Origin of the sequence: Streptomyces sp. NPDC056373 (assembly GCF_042262425.1) — a bacterium.
In the GTDB taxonomy this organism is placed as follows: domain Bacteria; phylum Actinomycetota; class Actinomycetes; order Streptomycetales; family Streptomycetaceae; genus Streptomyces.
Genome location: NZ_JBHJPX010000002.1, coordinates 299,403 through 323,658, shown reverse-complemented (window position 1 = coordinate 323,658; position 24,256 = coordinate 299,403). Strand labels below are relative to the sequence as shown.

At 70.7% G+C, this 24,256-nt stretch carries 21 protein-coding genes; 9 read left to right on the top strand and 12 right to left on the bottom strand.

All coding sequences use genetic code 11. The annotated features are described in order from the left end of the window. Positions 1-58 precede the first annotated feature (58 nt). The 4 genes from ACFCXS_RS05425 (at position 59) to ACFCXS_RS05410 (ending at position 3,197) form a co-directional block, all read left to right on the top strand. Positions 59-1,237 carry a YncE family protein gene (locus ACFCXS_RS05425; protein WP_376641752.1) on the top strand — a complete coding sequence of 393 codons (1,179 nt, stop codon included), beginning with the start codon at positions 59-61 and terminating at the stop codon, positions 1,235-1,237. 91 nt (positions 1,238-1,328) lie between these two features. Continuing rightward, positions 1,329-1,934, top strand: a complete 606-nt coding sequence (locus ACFCXS_RS05420; protein ID WP_376641751.1) for an ADP-ribosyltransferase — start codon at positions 1,329-1,331, stop codon at positions 1,932-1,934. Between the two features lie 79 nt (positions 1,935-2,013). Next, positions 2,014-2,928, top strand: coding sequence for a MerR family transcriptional regulator (locus tag ACFCXS_RS05415; RefSeq protein ID WP_376641750.1), 915 nt, complete (start codon positions 2,014-2,016; stop codon positions 2,926-2,928). Positions 2,929-2,984: 56 nt separating this feature from the next. Beyond that, on the top strand, positions 2,985-3,197 hold the full coding sequence (locus tag ACFCXS_RS05410) for an EF-hand domain-containing protein (protein WP_010041731.1): 213 nt from the start codon (positions 2,985-2,987) through the stop codon (positions 3,195-3,197). Between the two features lie 95 nt (positions 3,198-3,292). On the opposite strand, the gene ACFCXS_RS05405 is transcribed toward ACFCXS_RS05410, so the two are convergent. Together ACFCXS_RS05405 and ACFCXS_RS05400 are read right to left on the bottom strand one after the other, a co-directional pair. After that, positions 3,293-4,084 carry an ABC transporter ATP-binding protein gene (locus ACFCXS_RS05405; protein WP_376641749.1) on the bottom strand — a complete coding sequence of 264 codons (792 nt, stop codon included), beginning with the start codon at positions 4,082-4,084 and terminating at the stop codon, positions 3,293-3,295. Next, the gene (locus ACFCXS_RS05400) at positions 4,081-5,796 is read right to left on the bottom strand and encodes a 2-isopropylmalate synthase (RefSeq protein ID WP_376641748.1); all 1,716 of its coding nucleotides are present in this window, start codon (positions 5,794-5,796) and stop codon (positions 4,081-4,083) included. Before ACFCXS_RS05400 ends, ACFCXS_RS05405 begins: the two co-directional genes overlap by 4 nt. Before the next feature lie 208 nt (positions 5,797-6,004). On the opposite strand from ACFCXS_RS05400, the gene ACFCXS_RS05395 reads away from it, so the two are divergent. After that, positions 6,005-6,697: a FadR/GntR family transcriptional regulator gene (locus tag ACFCXS_RS05395; protein ID WP_376641747.1), complete on the top strand. Its 693-nt coding sequence runs from the start codon at positions 6,005-6,007 to the stop codon at positions 6,695-6,697. Next, entirely contained in the window at positions 6,579-7,439 is an 861-nt protein-coding gene (locus ACFCXS_RS05390) for an NADPH-dependent F420 reductase (RefSeq protein WP_376641746.1), read from the top strand. Before ACFCXS_RS05395 ends, ACFCXS_RS05390 begins: the two co-directional genes overlap by 119 nt. Position 7,440: 1 nt before the next feature. On the opposite strand, the gene ACFCXS_RS05385 is transcribed toward ACFCXS_RS05390, so the two are convergent. The 5 genes from ACFCXS_RS05385 to ACFCXS_RS05365 form a co-directional block, all read right to left on the bottom strand. Next, on the bottom strand, positions 7,441-7,998 hold the full coding sequence (locus ACFCXS_RS05385) for a glycoside hydrolase family 25 protein (RefSeq protein ID WP_376641745.1): 558 nt from the start codon (positions 7,996-7,998) through the stop codon (positions 7,441-7,443). Between the two features lie 154 nt (positions 7,999-8,152). After that, on the bottom strand, positions 8,153-9,565 hold the full coding sequence (locus ACFCXS_RS05380) for an MFS transporter (RefSeq protein ID WP_376641744.1): 1,413 nt from the start codon (positions 9,563-9,565) through the stop codon (positions 8,153-8,155). A 77-nt stretch (positions 9,566-9,642) separates the two neighbouring features. Further along, positions 9,643-10,269: an HAD family hydrolase gene (locus ACFCXS_RS05375; protein ID WP_376641743.1), complete on the bottom strand. Its 627-nt coding sequence runs from the start codon at positions 10,267-10,269 to the stop codon at positions 9,643-9,645. Between the two features lie 36 nt (positions 10,270-10,305). Beyond that, complete coding sequence (locus ACFCXS_RS05370; protein WP_376641742.1) at positions 10,306-11,295, bottom strand: LLM class flavin-dependent oxidoreductase; 990 nt, start codon at positions 11,293-11,295, stop codon at positions 10,306-10,308. A 97-nt stretch (positions 11,296-11,392) separates the two neighbouring features. Further along, positions 11,393-12,601, bottom strand: a complete 1,209-nt coding sequence (locus ACFCXS_RS05365; RefSeq protein WP_376641741.1) for an MFS transporter — start codon at positions 12,599-12,601, stop codon at positions 11,393-11,395. A 90-nt stretch (positions 12,602-12,691) separates the two neighbouring features. Here ACFCXS_RS05365 and ACFCXS_RS05360 point away from each other — a divergent pair, with 90 nt between their 5' ends. Continuing rightward, the gene (locus ACFCXS_RS05360; protein WP_376641740.1) at positions 12,692-13,453 is read left to right on the top strand and encodes a DeoR/GlpR family DNA-binding transcription regulator; all 762 of its coding nucleotides are present in this window, start codon (positions 12,692-12,694) and stop codon (positions 13,451-13,453) included. An 85-nt stretch (positions 13,454-13,538) separates the two neighbouring features. Here ACFCXS_RS05360 and ACFCXS_RS05355 read toward each other — a convergent pair whose 3' ends face one another. The 4 genes from ACFCXS_RS05355 to hisD all read right to left on the bottom strand — a co-directional run bounded on the left by ACFCXS_RS05355 (position 13,539) and on the right by hisD (position 19,056). After that, positions 13,539-15,326 (bottom strand): thiamine pyrophosphate-binding protein, encoded by a 1,788-nt coding sequence (locus ACFCXS_RS05355; protein ID WP_376641739.1) that lies wholly within the window; start codon positions 15,324-15,326, stop codon positions 13,539-13,541. Between the two features lie 33 nt (positions 15,327-15,359). After that, positions 15,360-16,028, bottom strand: coding sequence for a ThuA domain-containing protein (locus ACFCXS_RS05350; RefSeq protein ID WP_376641738.1), 669 nt, complete (start codon positions 16,026-16,028; stop codon positions 15,360-15,362). Continuing rightward, positions 16,025-17,635 (bottom strand): APC family permease, encoded by a 1,611-nt coding sequence (locus ACFCXS_RS05345; protein ID WP_376641737.1) that lies wholly within the window; start codon positions 17,633-17,635, stop codon positions 16,025-16,027. Before ACFCXS_RS05345 ends, ACFCXS_RS05350 begins: the two co-directional genes overlap by 4 nt. 95 nt (positions 17,636-17,730) lie before the next feature. Then, entirely contained in the window at positions 17,731-19,056 is a 1,326-nt protein-coding gene (gene hisD, locus ACFCXS_RS05340) for a histidinol dehydrogenase (protein WP_376641736.1), read from the bottom strand. A gap of 127 nt (positions 19,057-19,183) precedes the next feature. Between hisD and ACFCXS_RS05335 the strand changes: the two genes are divergently transcribed. Continuing rightward, positions 19,184-20,791, top strand: a complete 1,608-nt coding sequence (locus tag ACFCXS_RS05335; RefSeq protein WP_376641735.1) for a PucR family transcriptional regulator — start codon at positions 19,184-19,186, stop codon at positions 20,789-20,791. Positions 20,792-20,848: 57 nt separating this feature from the next. Here ACFCXS_RS05335 and ACFCXS_RS05330 read toward each other — a convergent pair whose 3' ends face one another. Further along, a complete protein-coding gene (locus ACFCXS_RS05330; protein ID WP_376641734.1) occupies positions 20,849-22,432 on the bottom strand; it encodes a GMC oxidoreductase in 1,584 nt (527 codons plus the stop codon). 220 nt (positions 22,433-22,652) lie between these two features. On the opposite strand from ACFCXS_RS05330, the gene ACFCXS_RS05325 reads away from it, so the two are divergent. Further along, positions 22,653-24,233 (top strand): GMC family oxidoreductase, encoded by a 1,581-nt coding sequence (locus ACFCXS_RS05325; RefSeq protein WP_376641733.1) that lies wholly within the window; start codon positions 22,653-22,655, stop codon positions 24,231-24,233. Positions 24,234-24,256 lie beyond the last annotated feature (23 nt).

The following is a 24,256-nucleotide window of genomic DNA, read 5'->3' as shown; positions in this document are numbered from 1 at the left end:
CCGGTCGCCGGACGGGCGAATCACGCTTTTCCCTCCGGGGCGCCCATTAAATGGTGCAATGCGCCCCCATCTCGTCAAGAGCACCCTGGTCGCGGGTGCCGTCCTCGCCGTCCTCGCCGCCTGCGGCACCGGAAGCGGGGAACGGCACTCCGAGGCGCACGGCACCAAGGCGGCCGTGCCCCTTCCGCCCGAGAAGAAGCCGGTGCAGGGCCTGCCCGGCATGCCGCCCGTCCTGGACCCCGAGGACGTGTACGCGGCCGACCGCCCGAACAAGCTGTCCCCGGTGGTCAAGGACTTCCCGTCCCGGGTCTACGTCCCCAACACCGAGTCCGACACGGTCACGGTCATCGACCCGAAGACGTACGAGGTCACCGAGACGATCCGGGTGGGCCGCCAGCCCCAGCACGTCGTGCCCTCCTGGGACCTGAAGACGCTCTGGGTCAACAACAACCGCGGCCACACCCTCACCCCGATCGACCCGAAGACCGGCAAGGCGGGCAAGGACGTCGAGGTCCACGACCCCTACAACCTGTACTTCACGCCCAACGGCAGATACGCCGTCGTCATGGCCTCCCTCGACCGCGAACTGGTCTTCCGCGACCCGCACACCATGGAGATCAAAAAGACCGTCCCGGTCTCCTGCTACGGCGTCAACCACGCCGACTTCTCCCTCGACGGCCGCTACTTCATCGTCTCCTGCGAGTTCAGCGGCGAGCTGCTCAAGGTCGACACCGAGAAGATGGAGGTCGTCGGGCAGCAACGGCTGCCGTTCGACGGCGCCATGCCGCAGGACGTGAAGGTCTCGCCCGACGGCAAGAGGTTCTACATCGCCGACATGATGGCCCACGGCATGTGGGTGCTGAACGGCGACTCGTTCACCGAGCCCGTCCTGATGCCCACCGGCAAGGGCTGCCACGGCCTCTACGTCGGCCGCGACTCCCGCGAGATGTACGTGACCAACCGCGGCGAGGGCACCATCTCCGTCTTCGACTTCACCCAGGGCAGGCTGACCAAGAAGTGGAAGCTGCCCGACGGCGGCAGCCCCGACATGGGCGGCGTCTCCGCCGACGGCAAGGTGCTGTGGCTGTCCGGCCGTTACGACGCCGAGGTGTACGCCGTCGACACCCGCACCGGCACCCAGCTCGCCCGTATCCCGGTCGGCAGCGGCCCGCACGGCCTGGCGGTCTATCCCCAGCCCGGCCGTTACTCGCTCGGCCACACGGGCGTCTTCCGGTGAGTCCCATCTGCCGTCCACTCAAGGGAAGTTGACACGCCCTGATCGGGTGAGGGTCCAAGGCACCGCGCCGCGGACCCGCCATCGTGCCCTCGTGACCACCATGACCCTGCGGCGGCGGATCGCTGCCGCCGCCTTCTCCCTCGCGGCCGTCCTCACCACCACGGCCGCCACGCCCGCCCCGACGGCCGCCAGGGTCGCCGCCCCCACGCCGGCAGCCTGTCCCGTCCAGTTCACGGACAAGATCAAGGCCGCGGCCGACCGCCGTGCCGACATCGACCGCATCACCCCCGAGCCGTCCTGGCGCACCGGCTGCGGCACCCTCTACCGCGCCGACGGCCGCGGCCCGTCCGTCATCTTCGAGGAGGGCTTCCACCCCAAGGACGTCATCACCGGCCAGTACGACCTCGAGAAGTACGTCCTGGTCAACCAGCCGTCCCCGTATGTGTCGACCACGTACGACCACGACCTGTTCAAGCAGTGGAAGTCCGCCTTCAACTACTACGTCGATGCCCCCGGCGGCATCGACGTCAACAAGACCATCGGCGACACCCACAAGTGGGCCGACCAGATGGAGGTCGCCTTCCCCGGCGGCATCGCCCGGCAGTACATCGTCGGCGTCTGCCCGGTCGACAAGCAGACCAAGACGGAGATCATGAGCAAGTGCGAGAGCAACCCGCACTTCCAACCCTGGCACTGAGCGCCACCTTCGGGCCCACGGGCCGGCAGCCGGCCGTCCGGTTGAGTCTCCACCCGCTGGAGGGCCCAGACTCGCGGACATGACCGACGACGGCACCGGACTGCTCACCATCGGCGAACTGGCCCGGGTCACCGGACTGACCGTGCGCACCATCCGCTACTGGTCCGACGAGGGCGTTCTGCCCCCGGTGGCCCGGTCCGCGGGCGGCTACCGGCTCTACGACGCCGCTTCCGTGGCCCGCCTGGAGCTGATCCGCACCCTGCGCGAACTCGGCCTCGGCCTGGCGGACGTCCGCCAGGTCCTGGCGGGTGAGACGACGGTCGCGCGGGTCGCCGCCGCGCACGTGGTCGCGCTGGACGCGCAGATCCGGTCGCTCAAGGTGACCCGTGCGGTGCTGTCGACGGTGGCGAAGCGGGGTTCCAGCGCGGAGGAGACGACACTCATGAACAGACTGGCACGGCTCTCGGCGGCCGAACGACGGCGGATCGTCGAGGACTTCATGGCGGAGATCTTCGAGGGGATCGACACCGCCGACCCGGACATCCGCGGCAGGCTGCGTTTCGCGGCCGCCGAGCTGCCCGAGGACCCCACGCCCGAGCAGGTGGACGCCTGGGTGGAGCTCGCCGAGCTCATCCAGGACTCCGGCTTCCGGGCGCAGATGCGGCAGATGATCGAGTTCAACGCCGCCGACCGGGGGCCGGACATCCCGGCCGGTTCGTCCCTGTGGTTCATGAGCCGGCTCGTACAGCTCGCGGCCGAGGCACGGCAGCGCGGCATCGCCCCCGAGGCGCCGGAGGCCGACGACGTCCTGCGGGGCCTGCTCGGCGACACCGACCGGGCGGCCGTGCTCGAACGCCTCACGGCCGCCGCCAACGCACGGGTCGCCCGCTACCGCGAACTCCAGGCCGTCGTCAACGGCCTCGGCCCCCAGCCGACCTACGACGAGGAGTTCGCGTGGGTGGTCGCCGCGCTGGAGGCACACACGGCCGGTTAATCTGACCTGCGTCAGTACGACGTGGAACACGAGAGCACGAGAGTAGGGGCGGATCGGTGGCGGACATCGAGGAAGCACGCAAGCAGTTCGAGCGGATCGATACGGACGGCGACGGATTCATCACCGCTGCCGAGTTCAAGACCGCCCTGGCCCGGTCGGGCGACTGGAACGTCACCGAGTCGGTCGCCGAGGTCGTCATCAAGACCCGCGACCTCGACGGCGACAAGCGGCTGAGCTTCGACGAGTTCTGGGCCTACCTGAACAAGTAGTCGCCTGAGCGGGCGTCGCCCGCTCTGGAGGCTGGAGGCGCTCCGCCTCCTGGACGAAGGGGCCCGGCCCGACCTCGGTCGGACCGGGCCCCTCGTCATGCCCGGCGTACCGTGCGCACGCTCCAGCGGCCGTCGCGCCGTTCCAGGGCCAGCGGCAGGTCGAAGCACTTGCCGAGCCGGTCGGCGGTCAGGACCCCGGCCACCGGGCCGTCGGCCAGCGGGCGTCCCTCGCGCAGCAGCAAGGCGTGCGTGGTGTGCGGCGGAAGCTCCTCCAGGTGGTGGGTGACCAGGACCGTCGCCAGCCGCGGATGGTCCCGGCGCAGCTCCTCCAGCGCCCCGATCAGGCGCTCCCGGCCGGGCAGGTCGAGGCCGGTGGCCGGTTCGTCCAAGAGCAGCAGCCGGGGCTCGGGCATGAGGGCCCGGGCGATCAGGGCCCGGCCGCGCTGGCCCTGGGAGAGGGTGGGCCAGCGCGCCTCACGGTGCTCCGCCAGCCCCAGCGTCCGGATCAGCCGCTCCGCCCGCTCCTCCTGCTCCGGCGTCGGACGCCACCGGGGCAGCGGTTCCACGGAGTTGGTCAGACCGGTCAGGACGACGTCCCGTACCCGCAGCGGCGAGCCGAGCGGATGCCGCGGGTCGACATGCCCGACGTGTGCGCGCAGCTCCCGCAGATCGACCCGGCCCAGCCGGTGGCCCAGCACCTCCACGGTGCCCCGGGTGGGGTGGACGAGCGCGCCGAGCAGGCGGAGCAGGGTGGACTTGCCCGCGCCGTTGGCCCCGAGCAGCGCCCAGTGTTCACCGGCCCGGACGGTGAGGGACACCTCCTGGAGGATCGGCCGGCCGTCGCGCTCGACGTGGGCGTCCTCGGCGCGCAGGACGACCGCCGTCACCGCAGCGCCCTGTTCACCGCGGACAGCACCGCCCGGACGGACGCGGCCAGGGCCGAGGAGTCCTGGCCCGCGCCCCAGCACGTCGTAGCGCCGACCCGGCACTCGGCGAAGGCGTTCGCACCGTCCCCACCGGCCTGCTCGTTCAAGTCGAGCACCTCCACGTCGACTCCCGCGCCGGCCAGCGCGTCGACGAACGCGGAGACCGGGCCGCTGCCCGTGCCCTCGTAGTCGCCGGTGCGCTCGCCGGTCCGCAGCGTGCACACGAAGCGCCGGCCGCGCCCGGACTCGTCCGGGTGGACGGACCAGGCCTCCAGCGCCACCTCCCCGTCGTCCACCACGTACGTCGACCGGAACAGCTCGTACAGCTCCTTCGCCGTCATCTCCAGGCCGCTGTCGTCCGTCGCCTCCTGCACGGCCCGGGAGAAGTCCGGCCGCATGCCCGCGGGGAGGTCGACGCCGTGGTGGGTGCGGAGCAGGTAGGCCATGCCGCCCTTGCCCGACTGCGAGTTCACGCGGATCACCGCCTCGTAGGAGCGGCCCACGTCGGCCGGGTCGACCGGCAGGTACGGCACCGACCAGGGCGCCTGCCGCTCCGGAACGCCCAGCTCCCGCGCCCGCTCGGCGTGCCGGGCCAGGCCCTTGCCGATCGCGTCCTGGTGGGTGCCCGAGAAGGCGGTGTGGACGAGGTCCCCGGCGTACGGGTGGCGGGGGTGCACGGGCAGCCGGTTGCAGTGCTCGACCGTCTCCCTGACCGTGTCGACGTCCCGGAAGTCGATCATCGGGTCGACGCCCTGGGCGTACAGGTTCAGCGCGAGGGTCACCAGGTCGACATTGCCGGTGCGCTCCCCGTTGCCGAACAGACAGCCCTCGACGCGCTGGGCACCGGCCAGGACGGCCAGTTCGGCGCAGGCCACGCCGGTGCCGCGGTCGTTGTGCGGGTGCACGGAGAGGATCACGCTGTCGCGCCGGGAGAGATGGCGGTGCACGTACTCGATCTGGTCGGCGTAGACGTTCGGCGTCGCGATCTCCACGGTCGCCGGGAGGTTGTGGGTCACCGGCCGGTCCGGGCTCGCGTCCCACAGCTCGCTCAGCCCGTCGCACAGTTCCAGGACGAAATCGGGCTCGGTCAGGTTGAAGGTCTCGGGGGAGAACTGGAAACGGACGTACGCGGCACCCTCCGCCCGGCGGGCCATGTGCTCGGCGGCCTCCCGCACGGTCCGCCACACCTCGGCTCGGTCCCGGCCCAGGACGACGTCCCGCCACACCGGCGAGGTCGCGATGTACAGGTGCACCACCGCCCTCGGCATGCCCTCGATCGCCTCGAAGGTGCGGTCGATCAGGTCCCGGCGGGCCGGGGTGAAGACGACGGGTGTGACGTCGTCCGGTACGGCGCCGCTGGTCGCCAGGTGCCGTACGAAGTCGAAGTCGGTGCGGCTGGCCGACGGGTAGCCGACCTCGATCTCCTTGAAGCCCATGCCGGTCAGCAGGTCGAAGAAGCGGCGCTTGCGGGGCGTGTCCATCGGCTCGGCGAGGGCCTGGTTGCCGTCGCGCAGGTCGACGGGAACCCAGAGGGGAGCGCGCTCGATCCGGGCGGCGGGCCAGTCGCGGTCTGCGGCGGGGACGTGCACGCGGTCGTGGAAGGGGCGGTAGCGGTGGAAGGGCATGGGGCCCGGGCGCTGGGGGTTCCAGACCGGGGCAGGGGTGGTGGTCATCGTCGGCTGTCGCCTTCGGCTCGGTCGGACGGTGACCGGCGGCACGGCGTCCCGCGGCGGGGTGCCGGTCGCGTCAGGCCCCGCCGCGGCAGCCGAGAAGAAGGAGACCGCGGAACGTCATGCGCCGTACGCTAGCCACTCCTCAGCTCCTCAGACAAGTGAAACCTCGGTAGAATCCTTCCACTCCTCAGACAAGTTGGTGAAGCCCATGCCGCTCGGCGCCGTCCGCCCCAGCCCCCTGGTCGAGCAGGCCGCCGCCCGGCTGCGCGAGCAGATCACCGGCGGCCACTGGCCCGTCGGCACCAAGTTGCCCGGCGAGACGACCTTGGCGAAGGAACTGGGCGTCGGCCGCTCCACCGTCCGCGAGGCGCTGCGCGCCCTGGCGGGTGCGGGGCTGGTGCGGCCACGCCAGGGCGCCGGCGTCTTCGTCCTCGCGACCGAGCCGGTCGAGGACTGGCCCACGCGGTTGCGCCGGGCCGCCGTGACCGACGTCTACGAGGTCCGGATGGCGGTCGAGGTCCACGCGGCCCGGCTCGCCGCGCGCCGCCGCACCGACGACGACATCGCGGCGCTGCGGGCGGCGCTGGAGGGCCGCCGCGCCGCCGCCACCGCCGACGACGCGGCCTTCGTCGACGCGGACATCGCCTTCCACGCCACCGTGATCGCCGCCGCCCGCAACCCGGTGCTCGCGGACCTGTTCACGGAGTTCACCCCCGTCCTGCGCGAGGGCCTGATCGAACTCCTGGCCCTCACCGGCCTGCGCGCTCACGACCCGAGCACCGGTGACGGGGCCCACGAGGAGCTCGTCCGGGCGGTGGCGGACGGGGACGCGGAGGCGGCGGCGGAGGTGCTGCGCGGGGAACTGGAGGACCCGTTCGCGCCTGCCCCCACGCCGGAATAGCCCACCCGCCCCGGAGGTTGACCGTGGGCATCAGCAGTCCACGAGGCGCTGTTCATCTCCGGAAGGACGAGGCGAGGACATGAAGATCGGCATCATCGGAGCGGGCAACATCGGCGGCAACCTCACCCGGCGGCTCACCGCCCTCGGCCACGACGTGTCCGTCGCCAACTCCCGGGGCCCGCACACCCTCACGGCCCTCGCGAAGGAGACCGGCGCGACGCCCGTGACGGTCGAGGAGGCGCCGCAGGGTGCCGAGATCGTCGTGATCACCATCCCGCTGAAGGCGGTCCCGGACCTGCCCTCCGGTCTCCTCGACAAGGCGGCGGACGGTGTCGCGGTCATCGACACCGGCAACTACTACCCCCGGGAGCGGGACGGCAGGATCGCCGGCATCGAGGACGAGGGCCTCACCGAGAGCCGCTGGACGGAACGCGGGCTCGGCCACGCGGTCGTCAAGGCCTTCAACGGCACCTACGCCCAGGACATCCTGGAACGCCCGCTCCCGGCCGGAGACCCCGACCGCATGGCCCTCCCGGTGGCCGGCGACGACGAGCAGGCCAAGCGCAAGGTACGGGATCTCATCGACGCCCTCGGCTTCGACACGGTGGACGCCGGCGGCATCGACGACTCCTGGCGCCAGCAGCCCGACACGCCGGTCTACGGCCTCCGTGCCGGCACGGCCGAGGTCACCAAGGCCCTGTCGGAGGCGTCCCCGGAACGCACCCCGGGGTTCAGCGGATAGGTCAGGCGTCCTCGGCCCACTCCCGCAGTGCCGCTCTGCCGGCGAAGCGGGCCACGTTCTTGTCCAGCGGGTCGTCGGTGTACTGGTGGAAGCGCCACGGGGCCTTGATGCGCGGCTTGCCCGCCGAGACGTAATCGGCGATCCACAGGCCGTCGCCCGCGTAGGACGTCGTGTCGACGTTCAGCCAGAAGTCGCGGTTGGCGTAGAGGATCACCCGGTTGTCCGGGCGCAGTTCCTTCAGCTTCCGCAGGAACCGGTCCTTCTCCGCGTTGCTCGCGTGCGTTCCCTCACCGGTCGTCTCCCAGTCGACGGCGAGGATGTCGCCCGCCCGGTCCGGGGCCTTGCCGAGGAAGTACTCGGCCTGGGCGGTCAGGTTGCCGGGCCACAGGAAGTGGTAGAAGCCGACGACCAGCCCGGCGTCCCGTGCGCGCTTGGTCTGGGCGGCCAGCTTGGGGTTGACGTAGGACCGCCCCTCCGTCGCCTTGACGAAGACGAAGGAGAGACCGTCGGTGCTGTAGGAGGAGGACTGATAGGCGCTCACGTCGATGCCGCGCAGCATGGGGGCTCCCTTGGTGCGGGTGGGGTGAAGTCCCCTTGGATCGTGGGGCTGTTGTTATGCCCCGCGACGGTGGCCGTACGCCGGGCGCGAGGGGGCTCGCGACCCGGCGGTGGTGAGCGCCGGTCGGTTCGAGGGTCGGTTCGAGGGCGGGGCTTCAGGATGCGGGGGAACCCGCCCGGGTCCGGGTCGCGTCGTCGGTGGAGGCGGCCTCGCCGTCGTCCAGACAGGCGTGCTTGGTCTCCTTGCCGAGCAGGAGCGCGATCAGCGTCAGTACCGCCATCGCCGAGAGGTAGACGCCGACCAGCCACGGCGAGCCGTCCCCCGCCTCCCACAGCGCCACGGCGATGAACGGGGCGACCGCCGCCCCGAGGATCGAGCTGACGTTGTACGAGATGCCGGAGCCGGTGTAACGGACGCTGGTCGGGAACAGCTCGGGCAGGAGCGCGCCCATCGGTCCGAACGTCATGCCCATCAGGGTGAAGCCGAGGACGAGCCACAGCACCACGCCGAGGGTGCCGAGATCGATCAGCGGCACCCAGACCAGTCCGAAGACCATGATCGCGGCGGTGATCCAGATCAGGACGGTGCGCCGCCCGTACCGATCCGCGAGCGGACCCGAGGCCAGGGTGAACGCGGCGAAGAACAGCACACCGAAGATCATCATGAGGACGAACGTGGTGTAGTCGTAACCGAGTCCGGGCACGGCGGCGTCCGTCGCGGCGCGTCCGTAGCTCAGCGAGAACGTGGTCATCAGGTAGAAGAGCACGTAGGTCGCCAGCATGATGAAGGTGCCCAGGACCAACTGCTTTCCATGGCCGCGCACCACGGTGGCGAGCGGCAGCCGCTGCACCCCGCCCGACTCGCGGGTCCTGGCGAAGACCGCCGACTCGACGAGCCGGGAGCGCACCCACAGGCCGATCGCGACCATCACCGCGGAGAACAGGAACGGCACGCGCCAGCCCCAGCTGACGAAGGCGTCCGAGGGCTGTGAGGGGTCGGCGCCGGCCGCGGACGGCAGCAGCGCGCCCATGACGAGGAACAGGCCGTTGCCGATGATGAAGCCGAGCGGGGCGCCCAGTTGCGGGAAGGTGCCGTACAGGGCGCGCTTGCCGCTGGGGGCGTTCTCGGTCGCGACCAGGGCCGCGCCGCTCCACTCGCCGCCGAGTGCGAAGCCCTGCGCGAGCCGCATGAGCACGAGCAGGGCGGTGGCCAGCCAGCCGGCCTGCGCGTAGGTGGGCAGCACCCCGATGAGGAACGTGGCGATGCCCATGGTCAGCAGCGAGACGACGAGTGTCTTCTTGCGGCCGAGCCGGTCACCGAGGTGCCCGAAGACGACGGCACCGACCGGACGTGCCACCATCGCGGCGCCGAAGACCGCGAAGGAGGACAGCAGCGCGGTGGTCGGGTCGCTGCTCGGGAAGAAGAGCTGAGGGAAGACGAGCACCGCGGCGGTCGCGTAGATGTAGAAGTCGTAGAACTCGATCGTCGTGCCCATGAGGCTGGCGACGAGCACGCGGGACCGCGGGTTGACGGGCGTGGGGGCTGAACCGGTGGCTGGTGCGGGCATCGCTCGGTCTTTCACGTTTGAAACATGGGTGATGCAACGATGTCAGCCGTCTTGTTTTTCGGTATTCATGTCTCGCTTTATGAGATGCCCCCGGGCAGCCACGCGTCGACGACGGCCGCCAGTTCGTCCTGGCCGGTGAAGACGTGCCCGTCCATGCCGACGGCCTGCGCCGCGCGGACGTTCTCCTCGCGGTCGTCGACGAAGAGGAAGTCGGCGGGTGCGGCCCGCAGCGCGATGACGCAGTGCCGGAAGGCGGCCGGGTCGGGCTTGGCCGCGCCGATCCTCCCGGAGAAGGTGAGGTGGTCGAGGTCGTGCAGCCAGGGCTGGGCGGCGAGGAAGGCGTCCGCGTGGTCCGCGGGGATGTTGGAGAGCAGCGCGACCCGGGCGTGCTCGCGCAGGTTCCGCACGTAGGCGACCATGCGCTCGTCGACGCGGGACCAGCTGTCGATGTCGGTGAGCCGCAGCTCCTCGATCGTGCCGGCGTCGGCGGGGCGGGACAGGGCGTGCAGCACGTCGGTCCAGTACGCGGACGCGGTCTGCAGGCCGGCGTCGTAGGGCGGGCGATGGGTCCAGTAGGCCGAGGTGAAGTCCTCGGTGGAGGTGTGACAGCGGGCGGCCATCTTCTCCAGGGCGCCCGGGCGCTGGTGGCGGGCTATGACCCCGAAGAGGTCGAAGAGCACGATGCGGCGGCGGTCGGTGGACATGGGGTCCGTTCCCTTGGGGTGTCGGGGGCGTTCGGGTCAGTGCCGGTGGGGCAGGGCGCGGGCGAGCGAGTCCAGCGCGGCCAGGCGGTCGGGGCCCGCCGGGGCGAGGACGACGCTGGTCGCGCCGGCCGCGTGACGGGCCTCGATCGCGGCGCGGGCCTGGCCGGGGGTGCCGGCGATGCTCAACGCGCGGACCCACTCGGCCGGCATCGTCCTGGCGAAGTGCTGGGCGTCCGGGCTCGCGGCGCGGTGTGCGCGCAGTTCCCCGGCGAAGGGCAGGGGGTCGATGTGGGCGGCCCACTGGGGCTCACCGACCTGCTCCAGGGCGGCGCGGACGCGGGTGAGGGCGGCTTCCTCGTCGTCGTCCACGGCGGCGGCGTCGTAGACGACGATCTCCGGGGAGTTCGCGGCGGCGGGGCCCAGGTTGCGCAGGGAAGCGGTGATGTAGCCGGGTGCGGCGGGCTCGGCCAGGAGGAGTCCGTCGGCGACCTCGCCCGCGACCGCCTGCGACTTGGGGCCGCGGACACCCAGGATCACCGGGGGCACGGTGTCCGGGATCTCGGTGAGGACCACGCCCTCGCAGCGGACGTACCGGCCGTTCTCGGGGCCGGGCTCGCCGGCGATGAGCAGGCGCAGCGCTCCGGCATACTCCTTGATCAGCGTCAGGGGGCTCTCGGGCCAGGACCCGACCTGGCGCATCCAGCCGGGCATGCCGTGGCCGATCCCCGCGATGAGCCGGCCGGGGTGGAGCTGGGCGAGGGTGGCCAGTTCCATCGCGGCGAAGGCCACGTTGCGGGCGCCGGCGGGCATGATGCCGATCCCCACGGTGAGATTCGTGGTGGCCGCCAGGACGGTGGCGGCCTGGGCGACACCGCCGCGCCAGCCGAGGTCCTCCACCACCCAGACCTGGTCGAACCCCAGCTCCTCGGCACGCCGGACATAGGGCAGCACCTCGGTGACGGGGAGATCGAGCGGCAGCATGACACCGACGGGGCCATGGGCGGGGTGTGCGGGGGACTCGGGCATCGTGGGCTCCTTCGGTCGGCTGAGTCTCCGGCCTCGGGCGACCGGGGAAGGGAGAGCTTGTGCGGCACGGCTGTCAGGGACCGTGCCGCACAAGCGGTCAGGGGGTGTCGGCCGCCATCTCGCGCCGGCGGGTGCGGTCGGGTCCGGTACGCAGGACGCGGGCGCCCACGGCGGTGGTCACGCACAGCAGGGCCAGCAGGACGAAGGCGTGGTTGAGGGCGACGACGTGCGTCAGCCAGCCGATCACCGCGGGGCCGGCGAGCATGCCGACGTAGCCCAGGCCTGCGACGCGGGAGACGTTGGCCCCGGCGGCGGCGGGGTCGGCGTGCCCGGCCGCGCTGAACAGCTGGGGGACGGTGCCGGACAGGCCCAGGCCGAACAGTGCCCAGCCGGCGAACACGGCCCACAGCCACGGGCCGACGATCACGAGGGTGATGCCGACGGCGGCCATGACCGCGCCGTGGCGCAGGATCGCCCTCGAACCGAACCGGGCGGCGAAGCGGTCGGCGAGGAGCCGGCCGACGGTCATGGCCGCGGCGAAGGTGCCGTACGCGAAGGCCGCCGTACCGGCGGACGCCCCCAGGACGTCCTTCATGTGCAGCACGCTCCAGTCGTTGGCGGCGCCCTCGCACAGCATCACCATCAGCGCCAGGACGGCCAGCAGCCAGACCCGGCCCGTGGTGCCGCCGCGCTCGGCGGCCGGCGACGTCCCGGTGTCCTCCGCGGAGGCGGGGCTCTCGACGGCGGGAGCGGCGGGCAGCAGGGCACGGGCCGAGGCCAGGGAGATCACGACGCCCACGGCTCCCATGGCTGCCATGCCCGCGGCCGGGTGCAGGCCCGCGCCCGCCGCGCCCGCTCCGGCGAGTGCGGCGAGGACACCGCCGACGGAGAACGTGGCGTGGAAGCCGGACATGACGGGGCGGCCGTACGCCTTCTCCACGTACACCGCATGGGCGTTCATGCTCACGTCCAGGCAGCCGTTGCAGAGCCCGAAGACCAGCAGCGCGCCGGCCAGCGTCCACGGATCCTGGGCGAGGCCGGGCAGGAACAGGGTCGTGCCGCAGAGGACGCCGCCGGCGGGAACCACGACGCGGGTGCCGAGCCGGTCGGTCAGCGGACCCGCCACCTGCATGCCTGCGAAGGCTCCGAGCCCGAGCACCACCAGCAGGCCGCCGAGCGCGGCGTGGCTGATGCCCACGCGCTCCTCTATGGCGGGGATGTTGACCACCCACGTACCCAGCAAGGTGCCGTACAGGACGAAGTAGACATAGGTCGCCACGCGGGCGGCTCGCAGGGAACGTTCCATAGCGCCCAGCGTAACGAACATCTGAGATGTTCGAAGACCTATGTAACGAACAGATTTGTTGTTCATTTCACAGTGGTGTTCAATCGCGGTATGAGCAACGCAGACCGGCACGGGCTGATCGCGAAGGTCGTCAGGGACGCCGGAGGCGCGACGGTCCAGGAACTCGCGGAGCTGACCGGCGCCTCGGAGATGACCATCCGGCGCGACCTCGACACCCTCGCCGCCCAGGGCGTCCTCGAACGCGTCCGCGGAGGCGCGCGCACCCTGCTGCTCCGGGGCGAGGAACCCCCCTTCGCCCTGCGCGCCCACGAGGCGGTCGACGCCAAACGCCGGATCGCCGCCGAGATCTCCGCACGCATCGCCGACGGCGAGAGCGTCCTGCTGGACAGCGGCACCACCTGCCTGGAGGTCGCCCGCCTCCTGCGCGAGCGGCCCGTCACCGTGATGCCCCTGTCCCTGCAGGCCATCCACCTGGTCGCCGAGGCACCCGGCCCGGCCACACTGGTCGTGCCCGGCGGACAGCCGCGCGCCGGCGAAGGAGCCCTCACCGGCCCCCTCACCCTCGCGTCCCTGGCGGCCCTGCGCTTCGACACCGCCGTCATCGGCTGCTGCGGACTGACCGCGGCCGACGGCCTGACCGCCTACGACCTCGACGACGCGGCGGTGAAGAAGGCGGGCATCGCCTCCGCCCGCCGCGTCATCGGCGCCGCCGACGGCAGCAAACTCGGCCACACCGCCTACGCCCACATCGGTGCCGCGACCCTGCTGCACACCCTCGTCACGGACACCACCGCGGCCGCCGGGGAAGTCACCGCACTCGAGGCCGGCGGCACCGTCGTCCGGACCGTCTGACGGACCGTCCGCTGCGCAGGCCCTACCGCCCGTGCGGCCTGTCTCGGCTGCACGGGCGGTAGGAGTCACCGGGCCTGGGCCCGTCTCAGAGGTGCTGCTCCGTGGCCCTGATGCGGTCGTACTCGTCCTGCCGCTCGTCGGTGATGTACGCCGGGATCGGGAAGTCCCACCAGCCCGGCACCCACGGGCCCGCGGCGTCCCGGTCCGTGGGGACCTCGATCACGGCCGGGGCCCCGGACTGGACCGCCTTGCGCAGCGTCGGCTCCAGGGAGTCGGAGTCGTTGACCTTGTACGACTCGATCCCGAAGGCCCGGCCCATGGCCGCGAAGTCGGGGCTGTACGGCGAGCCGTCGGGGTGCGAGAACTCCGTGCCGATGTGCCGCGAGGTCTGCTTGCGCTGGCCGCCGCGGATCGACATGTAGCCCGCGTTGTTCTGGACCACGAAGATCACCGGCGCGTCGGCGGTGACGCTCAGTGCGATCTCCTGGGAGGTCATCAGGAAGTCGCCGTCGCCGAGGACACAGACGACCGGGCTCTCCGGCCGGGCGAGCTTGGCACCGACGGCGGCCGGGATCGCCCAGCCCATGGAGGAGAAGCCGCCGGAGGTGAGGTGGGTGCGCGGCGAGTAGACCGGGAAGGTCTGCTTGACCGCTCCCTGGGTGTTGCCCGACCCGGCGACGATGATCGCGTCACGCGGGAGCACGTTGCGCAGGGCGCCGAGCGGGCGCTGGGAGGTGAACGGGAAACGGTCGCTGTCGCGGCGGCCGGCGAGCTTGTCCTCCCAGTCCTGCTTGAGGCTCGCGAGTTCGGCGAGGTACTCGGAGCGGTCGACGCCCTTGCTGGGCAGGGAGTCGACGATGGCCGCCACGGCGCGCTGCGCGTCGGCGACGATGCCCACCTCGGCGGGGTAGTTCTTGCCGATCTCGTGCGGGTCGATGTCGATGTGGATGAGCTTCGCCGGCGGGATGGAGAAGCTGATGCCCTTGGCGTAGCTGGAGGCGGACCAGTCGGTGAAGCGGCAGCCGACGGAGATGACGACGTCGGCGGAGCTGGCGATCGCGTTGCCGGTCATCGTGCCGGTCTGGCCGACGCTGCCGGCGAACAGCTCGTGGTCCTCGGGGAAGGCGCTCTTGCCGTTCCACGTGGTGACGACGGGGATCTGCCACCGCTCGGCGAGCGCGAGGACCTGGTCGGAGGCCTCGGAGGTGATCGCGCCGCCGCCGACCACGATGACCGGCCGGGTGGCCGCCCGCAGCACGTCCACGGCGCGGTCGATGGCCTCCGGGTCGGGGTGCTGGCGGCCGACGGGGATGCGCCGCTCCAGGTCGTGGAGGTCCACGTTCGCGGCCTCGGCCTGTACGTCCATGGGGACTTCGAGGTGCACCGGGCCCGGACGACCGGTCAGCATGGAGTTGAAACAGCGGTGCAGGACGAAGGGGAGCTCCTCGACCCGGGTGACGACCCAGTGCCGCTTGCTGACCGCCTCGGCCACCTTGGGGAAGTCGTTCGCCGTGTAGCGGTCGAGTTCCTGCAGCAGTCCGTGGCCGCGCATGTGGGTCGGCGGGCCGCCGGTGACGACCAGGACGCTGGTGGAGTCCGTGAACGCGGTGCCCATGCCGATGACGGTGTTGCTCGCGCCGGCGCCGATGGAGGTCACCGCGGCCTGCGGGCGGCCGGTGACGCGGTAGTAGCCGTCGGCGAGGTGGACGGCGCTCTGCTCGTGGAAGGTCTGGATGAAGGGGATCCTGGACTCGTCGTCGAGGAAGGCGTCGGTCAGTGACCAGATGCCGTGGCCGGGGATGCCGGCTACGACGTCGACCCCGTAGTTGCGCAGGGTCCGCGCGACGATCTGGCCTCCGGTGAGGACAGGCATGGTGTGCTCCCAATCAGCTCGGTTCGAGGGGGGTCAGGCGTCCTTGCGGGCGGCCCAGGCGAAACCCTGTGCGCACAGGCGGGTGACGTCCGGGTTCTGGAGGTCGTCGAGGTCGTGTCCCACCGCGCTGTAGAAGACGCGGCCCTGTCCCCAGGTGCGGGTCCAGGCCTGAGGGATCGTCTTTCCCTCCAGCCAGGGCAGGTGTTCACCGGTGAAGGTGGACTCGGCCAGGACGTGGTTGTTGGGGTCGACGGACATGTAGTACTGCTCCGAGGCGACCCGGAAGTCCTTCACGCCGGCGGTGATCGGGTGGCCGGTGTCCGTGACGGTGACCTCGTAGGGGTACTTCACGCCTTCGCCCGCGGGGTGTTCGAGGAAGCTGCCGCCGAGCAGCCAGTGGTACTTGAGGCTGGTGCGGAACGCGGCGGCCGCGCCGTGCCAGGCGGCGATCCCGGTGCCGTTCTCCACAGCCCCCAGCAGGTTCGACTCCTGGGCGGCGGTGAGCCCCTCGGACAGCAGGGCGTTGTTCCAGTTGAGCGCGATGAGGTCGTAGCCGGTGAGGTCGGCGTCGAGCGCGAAGATGTCGTTGGTCTCGTCGACGTCGAAGCCGAGGTTCTTGAAGATCGGGAGGGCCCATTCCTCGGCCACCTGGTAGGGCTTGTGCCCCGGCCAGCCTCCGTACAGATACAGGACGCGGGTCATGCGTTGTTCCCTCCGGTCGTACGGGTCAGGGCCGCGGCGCGGCTGCGCAGAATCTCGGCCACCTCCATCGCGTCGCCTTCCGGCGCGGTGGACTTGCGCTCCGGCTTCATGACCAGCAGGTACACCAGACCCACGGCCGCGACGACGAGGAAGCCGACGAGTGCGATGTACTGGTCCAGGAGCGAGGTTCCCGCGCCGCCGGCGGGCAGGGCGAGGAGGACCATCCCGAGCACGCCGTAGATCAGGGCCGCCACGTTGACCACGAAGCCCCAGCGGCCGAGCGTCCAGGCTCCGGCGGGACGCCAGCCCTTCAGGCGCATCCGCAGCGCGGCCAGTACGACCATCATGAACGCCGCGTATCCGGCCAGCACCTGGAACGCCACGATCTTGGTGAGGGAGTCGGGCGAGTAGTAGACGAACACGAAGATCAGCAGCGGGACGACGTTCACGGCCAGCAGCGCGTTCATGGGCACGCGGTGCTTGCGGGAGATCTTCGAGAAGACACGGGATCCCGGGAACATGTCGTCGCGGGCGAAGGAGAAGACGATCCGGCTGGCGGCGGCCTGCTGGCTCATCACACCCGCGATGAAGGACGTGATGATGACCGTGAGCACCGCCTTCGTGCCCACGACGCCGAGCGAGGCCTGCAGGATCGAGGGGATCGGGTTGGTGTCCTTGCCCGAGAGGATCGAGCCGAGGTCCGGAGCCGCGAGGGCGTACCCGACGAACGCGAGGAGCGCGGCCACTCCACCGACGGCCACGGTCAGCTGCATGGCCCGCGGGATGCTGCGGGAGGGGTTGGGAACCTCCTCCGCGATCTCGCCGCACGCCTCGAAGCCGTAGAAGAGGAAGAGTCCGACGAGCGAGGCGGCGATGAAGGCCATCACGTAGCTGTCGTGGTTGGAGCTGCTGGCCTCGAAGAAGATCGAGACGGAGTTGTGCCGTTCGAAGATCAGCAGGTAGAGGCCCACGAGAACGATGCCGATCAGCTCTGCGGCGAGTCCGATCTTCGAGATCAGAGCCAGGGTCCTGGTGCCGAAACAGTTGCAGATCAGGCAGACGACGGTCATGCCGATCGCGATCCACAGGCGCTGGGCGGGGGTGGAGCTGATGCCGGGCGCGTCGGCGGTCCCGGCGAAGAGGCTGGCCAGGAAGTCGGAGCTGAAGAGTGCGGTGCTGGTGATGCCGATGGTGATGGTGCAGATGTAGATCCACGCGTTGAACCAGGCATAACGCCCGTTCCACAGCCTTCGGACCCATTGGTAGAGCCCGCCCGCGAGCGGGAACTGCGAGACGACCTCACCGAAGACCAGCGCGACCAGGAACTGCCCCGCTCCGACGATGCCTATCCAGAAGATGGACGGTCCGCCGGCGGTCGCCAGACCGACCGCGAAGAGGGACACGACGCCCACGAGGGGCGAGAGGTACACGAAGCCCAGGGCGAAGTTTCCCCACAGGCTGACCTTCCGGTCGAACTTCTGCTCGTAGCCCAGCGCGGCGAGCAGTTCCGCGTCCTCGGTCGACGAGACGGGGGCCGAGGTCCCGCCCGAGGGGCCGCCGGGGGTGGATGTGGGCGCCGCTTGCGCCTCGTTGTCCGTAGCTGACATGACGATCTCCGTGGGTCGAGGGGGAAATGCTCCTTGTCGAACGGCTGCCGTGCTGCGTATGCGGTCCGGCATAAGTCGCGATGGGCCATCGCGGTTCAGCTCTGCTCGAAGGTGTGGTCGGTCCAGTCCAGACGGGCCGATCCGTAGCGCGCGGCGCGGACGTCCCCCGAGCGCGCGTGTCCCTCGAAGTTCTCGATGCGCGAGGCCCTGCCACAGATCTCGCCGAGCCGGGCACTGGACCCGGAGTCCCTGATTTCCTGGTAGGTCATGGTCTTGAGGTACTTGCCGACCCAGAGGCCGCCGGTGTAGCGGGCCGCTCCCAGGGTGGGCAGCACGTGGTTGGTGCCGATCACCTTGTCGCCGTACGCGACGCAGGTCTTGTCCCCGAGGAACAGGGCGCCGTAGTTGCGCATCCGGTGCAGCGCCTCGCGGGGCTCGGAGGTGAGGATCTGGACGTGCTCGCTGGCGTACTCGTCGGCGAGGTCGTAGGCGGCGTCCAGGGTGGGGACCACGATCACCTCGCCGTGGTCGCGCCAGGCAGGCCCGGCGACCTCTCCCGTGGGCAGGCCGGGCAGCAGCTTGTCCACCCAGGCGATGGTCTGCCTGCCCACCTCCTCGGACGTCGTGATGAGCACCGTCGGGGAGTCGGGCCCGTGCTCGGCCTGGGAGAGCAGGTCCGTGGCGACCACGAACGGGTCCGCGGTGTCGTCCGCGACGATCAGTACCTCCGTCGGCCCGGCGAAGAGGTCGATCCCGACCTCGCCGAAGAGCTGGCGCTTGGCCTCCGCCACGTAGGCGTTGCCGGGGCCGGCGAGCATGTCGACCGCGTCGATCGTCTCGGTGCCCAGCGCCAGGGCGGCCACGGCCTGGACACCGCCCATCACGTAGATCTCGTCGGCGCCGGCCAGATGCATCGCGGCGATGCTGACGGGCGGCGGCGCGCCCCGGTCCGGCGGAGTCGTCGCGGCGACCCGTCCGACCCCTGCGACCTTGGCCGTCAGGACGGTCATGTGGGCCGACGCGGTGAGGGGGTAGCGGCCGCCGGGCACGTAGGCGCCGGCCGCGCCGATGGGGATGTTGCGCTGCCCCAGGTACACGCCGGGCAGCGTCTCCACCTCGAAGTCGGTGAGGGAGTCCCGCTGCGCCTGGGCGAAGCCGCGGACCTGCTTCTGGACGAACCGCAGGTCGTCGAGGACCGTCTCGGGGACGGAGGAGACGACCGAGGCGATCTGGTCCGGACCGAGACGGTAGGACTCCGGGCTCCAGTCGTCGAACTTCTGCGACCAGCGGCGCACGGCGGCGTCGCCGTTGGCCCGTACGTCGGCGATCACGTCCGCGACGGTCTCGACGATTTCCGGACGGCTGGTCCGCGACGTCTTCACGGCGACAGGAGCCTTGATGGTCTTGTGTTGGGCTGACACTCTGCACTCCTTGCACGGGGTCGTGCCTGCGGGCTTGCCCTGAAGTCTGGGTAAACGCGGGGTGGGACGACAGGCACAGTGTGTGCAATATTGGCCGGGGGTTCTGCACACAACGAGGTCGAGGATCATGGCTCAAGTCCTGACTGTCCGCGCCGCACTGGAGCTCGAGGTGTTCACCCGCACCGCCGTGCGTGTGTACGCGGGGGAGAGGAATCTCGACCGTCCCGTGCGCTGGGTGCACACCGGTGAGATCCCGGACATCCATCGCTTCCTCACCGGTCAGGAGATGCTCCTGACGGCCGGCCTCGGCATGGGCGCGACACCGTTCGAGCAGCGTGCCTTCATCCGACGGCTCGCGGACGCCCACGCGGCCGTCCTCGTCATCGAACTGGCCGGGCGCATGTTCGACGCCATGCCCGAGGCCGTGATCGAGGAGGCGGAGGCGGTCGGCCTGCCCCTGGTGGGACTCGCCGACGAGATTCCCTTCGTCGAGACCTCGGCCCAGGTCCACGAGGTCCTGGTCGGCATGCGCGTCAAACAGCTGATCGCCGAGGAGGCCACCAGCCAGGCGTTCATGGATCTCCTCCTGGCCGACGAGGACTACGTCGGCGTGGTCAGGGAACTGGCCCGTCGCACCGGGCACCCCGTCGTGTTGGAGGACGTCGCCCATCAGATGCTGGCGTACGGAGGCGCGACGCCGGAGGCCGACCGGGTCGTGGACGAGTGGAGCGCGCACTCCCGGGCGATCCACGAACGCCACACCTCGCTCGCGGCCCAGCGCCCCGAGGCCCCGACCGCCTCGGCGGCATCGTTCCGCGAGGTCGCGCCGTGCGCCCGCCAGCCCGTGGTGCTCCGGGGCGAGTCGTGGGGGTGGCTGCACCTTCTGCACGGCGGAAGGCAGCCGAGCCCGCCCGAACTGCGCACGCTGGAGCGCGCCGCCGCGGCCGTGGCGATCTCCTTGCTGAGCGAGCGGGAGAGCGGCGCCCGCGCGTCCCAGCGCCAGACGGCGCTGCTCAACCGGCTGCTCCTCGGCGACGTCACGGGGGAGCGGTTCGTGACCCTCAGCCTGGCGCTCGGCCAGGACCTGCGTGGGCGGGACCTGGTCGTCGTCACGGCATGGGCGGGAGACGAGGAGCCCGCCAAGGACCACATCCTCGCCGGCCTTCTGGAGGAGGCCGGCTGGCCCGCCGTCGTGGGTGACACCGGAGACTTCGACGTGGCGGTCGTGGGCCTGCCCACCCGCGCCGACGCCGGCCAGGTGCAGACCCTGCTGGCCGATCACGGGGTACGGGGTGGCATCAGCCGCATCGTGGAGCCCGCGGTGCTTCCGCTGGCGCTGCGCCAGAGCCGCAGCGCGGCGTCCGTCGCCGCGGCGGCCTCGACCACGGAAGTGCGCCACTTCGACGATCTCGGAGCGCTGCGCCTCCTCGTCGCCCTCTCCGAAGGACCCGAGCTCAGACGTTACGTCGAGGACGAACTCGGTCCGCTCCTCGAGCACGACGCACTGGCGAAGAACCCTCTGCTGCCCACCCTCCGCACGTTCCTCGACTGCGGTGGCAACAAGGCGCGGGCAGCGGACGACCTCTTCATCCAGCGGCGCACCCTCTACCACCGCCTCGACAAACTCTCCGAGATCCTCGGCCTCGACCTCACGCAGGTCAGCAACCAGCAGCGGCTGCAACTGGCCGTGCGCGGGAACGACCTGCTGCGCAAGCCGACACTGCGGCGGACCTGACCTGCGGCAGGCCTGGCCCGCGGCGGACCGACCCGGGGTGGGCCCGCCGCTGCGACGTCAGTCCTTCGTCGCCCTGGCGAGGGACGGGGCGATGCGCAGGGCGTTCGCCCCGATCGTCAGAGCCGGGTTGAGCGCCGCGGAGGACGGGAAGAACGACGAGTCGGCCAGCCAGAGGTTCTCGACGTCATGGCTGCGGCACAGGGGATCGAGCACACTCTCCGCCGGGTCGTCACCCGCCACGGCCGTTCCGCACATGTGGGAGTTGGTCTCGATGCCCATGCGCTGGGTGAAGATCAGCGGATAGCCGGACTTGCGGACCGCCCGGGTCACCCGGCGCACGAGTTCGTGGTGGGGCGCGAGGTTGGTCGGCGTCCAGTCGATGAGGATGCGGTCGCCGTCCACGCGCACCCGGTTGTTCCGGGACGGGAGGTCCTCGGTCGTCAGGTAGATGTCCAGGCTCCTGGCCGCCATGAACTTCAGGGCCCATGTCGGTGCCCACGCACGCGCGGGCTTGAGCATGGGGGCCTGCAGCTTGCCCAGCATCTGGAGGTTCCCGAGAGGGAAGCGCGTTCCCGGTCCTGCTTCGTAGAAGTCGTTCAGACCGAGCGTCTTCTGCCACTGCGTGGGGTTGGTCCGCAGCGGGTTGACCCCGACGAAGAACGTGCTGTTGTGGACCATGTAGTTGCGGCCCAGCAGCCCTGTCGAGTTGCCGAGACCCTCAGGGTGCGCGTCGTCGGCCGAACGCAGCAGCAACGCCGCCGAGTTGACGGCACCTCCGGCGAGGGCGAAGGTCTTGGCGTTGATACGGACCGTGCGGCCTTCGTGCCGTGCCTCGGCGGCGACGACCTTGCGGCCGTCGGGGGAGGTGATCAGGCGGGTGATCTCCGCACCCGTGAGGATCTTCACCCCGTCGCGCAGCGCGGGGAGCAGGAGCCGGTTCTCGGCATCGGACTTCATACCCGTCTCGTCCGGACAGCCGTCGGCGGTCGTCACGGCGGCGCGATCGGCCTGCGTGCTGATGTTCAGCGCGTTCGGCGTGTGGAACGGGTGCAGGCCCTGCCTGCGCAGCGACCGGGAGAACCGCTCGATCTCCGGTTCGTGCTGGAGCGCCGGATACGGGTAGGGCTTGGAGCGGGGCGGCTCGGTCGGGTCCTCGCCGGTCTGCCCGTGCACCTGGAGCAGATGCTCCATGACGGTGTAGAAGGGCTCCAGGTCGTCGTAATCGAAAGGCCAGGCACGCGAGACGCCCTCGTGGTGTTCCACCTCGGTGAAGTCACTGCGCCGGAATCGGGGCAGCATCGCGCCGTAGAAACGGGTGTTTCCGCCCACCCAGTAATACACACCCGGCGCGAACGGCTTGCCGGTGCTGCCGTCGTACCAGTAGCCGGCGTTCTTGTACCGGCCTTTGATATACATCTCGGCCGGCTGCGAGTTCTCGGGTTCACGGGGAAGGAAACGGCCCCGCTCCGCGACGAGTACGTCGAGACCGGAGTCCTTCAGCGCCCAGGCCAGCGAGGACCCGCCCATGCCGGAGCCGATGATCAGGACATCGGTGCTGATCTCTTCGGCGGTACCGACTGAAACGAGGGCCTCGGGCCGGAGCTCCGGGGGTGTGTAATCCTGACGGACCGGGTGGGACATGAGTCGGAATCCCTTGGGCGCTCGGGTGCGGGAGGGCGAGAAGTGGTGCCCTTGTTCCAGGAGAGCCTAAGCAGCGGCATGGATGGAGCACATGCACGGAATGGGTAACGAATGCCGCCTGAGTTGCTCACCTCGTGCATGGGCAGGGCGTGCCCGGCGTCTCTAGCGTCTCCAGGAGCCACGCCGCCGATCAGGGCGACCGGACTTCCATGGAGGCGCAATGGACAGGGAATCGTATGACTACATCGTCGTCGGGGCCGGCTCGGCCGGCTGCGCGCTGGCGGCCCGGCTGTCCGAGGATCCCGATGTCACGGTCGCGCTGATCGAGGCGGGGCCCCCGGCCAAGGGCCGCCTCTTCGAGATCCCCTCCCTGTTCTCGCAGCAGCTCAAGACAGCGTTCGACTGGGACTTCGAGACGGACCCCGAGCCGCAGCTCGGAGGGCGCCGCGCCTACCTGCCCCGCGGCCGGGCGATCGGCGGCACCAGCTCGATGAACACGATGCTGTACGTCCGCGGACACCGCTACGACTACGACACCTGGGAGCGGCTCGGGAACCCGGGCTGGGGCTACGACGACGTCCTGCCGTTCTTCAGGAAGTCCGAGGACAACGAGCGGGGAGCCGACGACTTCCACGGCGTCGGCGGTCCCCTCACCGTCAGCAACCCCAACTCCGTCCACCCGCTGCTGACGGCATGGGTCGAGGCGGCTCAGGACGCGGGCCACACGTACAACCCGGACTTCAACGGGGCTGACCAGGAGGGCGTGGGCTACCACCAGGTCACGCAGCGCAACGGCCTGCGGTGCAGCAGCGCGATCGCGTTCCTGGAGCCCGCCGCGGGCCGTCCGAACCTCACCGTGCTTCCCTCGACCCTCGCGCTGCGCCTGAGCTTCGAGGGCTCACGGGCCACCGGCCTGGAGGTCGACCACCTCGGCACCGTCCGGACGATCCAGGTCGACCGCGAGATCGTGCTGTCCCTCGGGGCCTACAACTCGCCCCACCTGCTTCTCCAGTCAGGCGTCGGGCCGGCCGGCGAACTGACCGAGGGAGGGATCACCCCCCTGCACGACCTGCCGGACGTGGGCAGGAACATGCAGGACCACACCGGGTGTTTCATCAGCTTCTTCAGCGACACCGAGCCGCTCCTGGGACCGGACACGTCCGCGGAGGAGCGGCTCCTGCGCGAGCAGGGCACCGGCCCGATGGCCTGGAACGAGACCGGCGGCTTCTTCAGCTCCAGCGACGACCTCCCCGCCCCGGACATCCAGGTCCACGCCGCGCTGGGCATCGTCCGTGACGAAGGTCTTGCCGCGCCGCTGGAGCCGGGAATGTCGTTCGGGCCCTACGTCGCACGGCCCGCGAGCCGCGGCTCGGTGCGGCTGCGGCACTCCCACCCGTACGCCAAGCCGCGCATCTTCCACAACTACCTCGCCGACCCGGACGACCGCCGGCGGCTGCGCGAGGGCGTCCGGCTGTGCATGCGCATCGCCCGTGAGAAGCGGCTGACGTCCCTGCTGCAGGCGGACCTGCGTGCGGCCGCCGACGCCGGGCTCGCCCCGCTGTCGGACAGCGACCAGGACATCGACGACTTCATCCGCACGCAGTCGTTCTCCTTCTACCACCCGTCGGGGACCTGCATGATGGGCAAGGTCGTCGACCACGAACTCCGCGTGCACGGCCTCGATAACGTGCGCGTGGCGGACACGTCGATCATGCCGACCCTCGTCACCGGGAACACGAACGCTCCCGCCATCATGATCGGCGAAAGGGCCGCCTCGTTCATACGGACGTCGGCGCGCTGAACTCCCTGACGGTGAGCAACGCC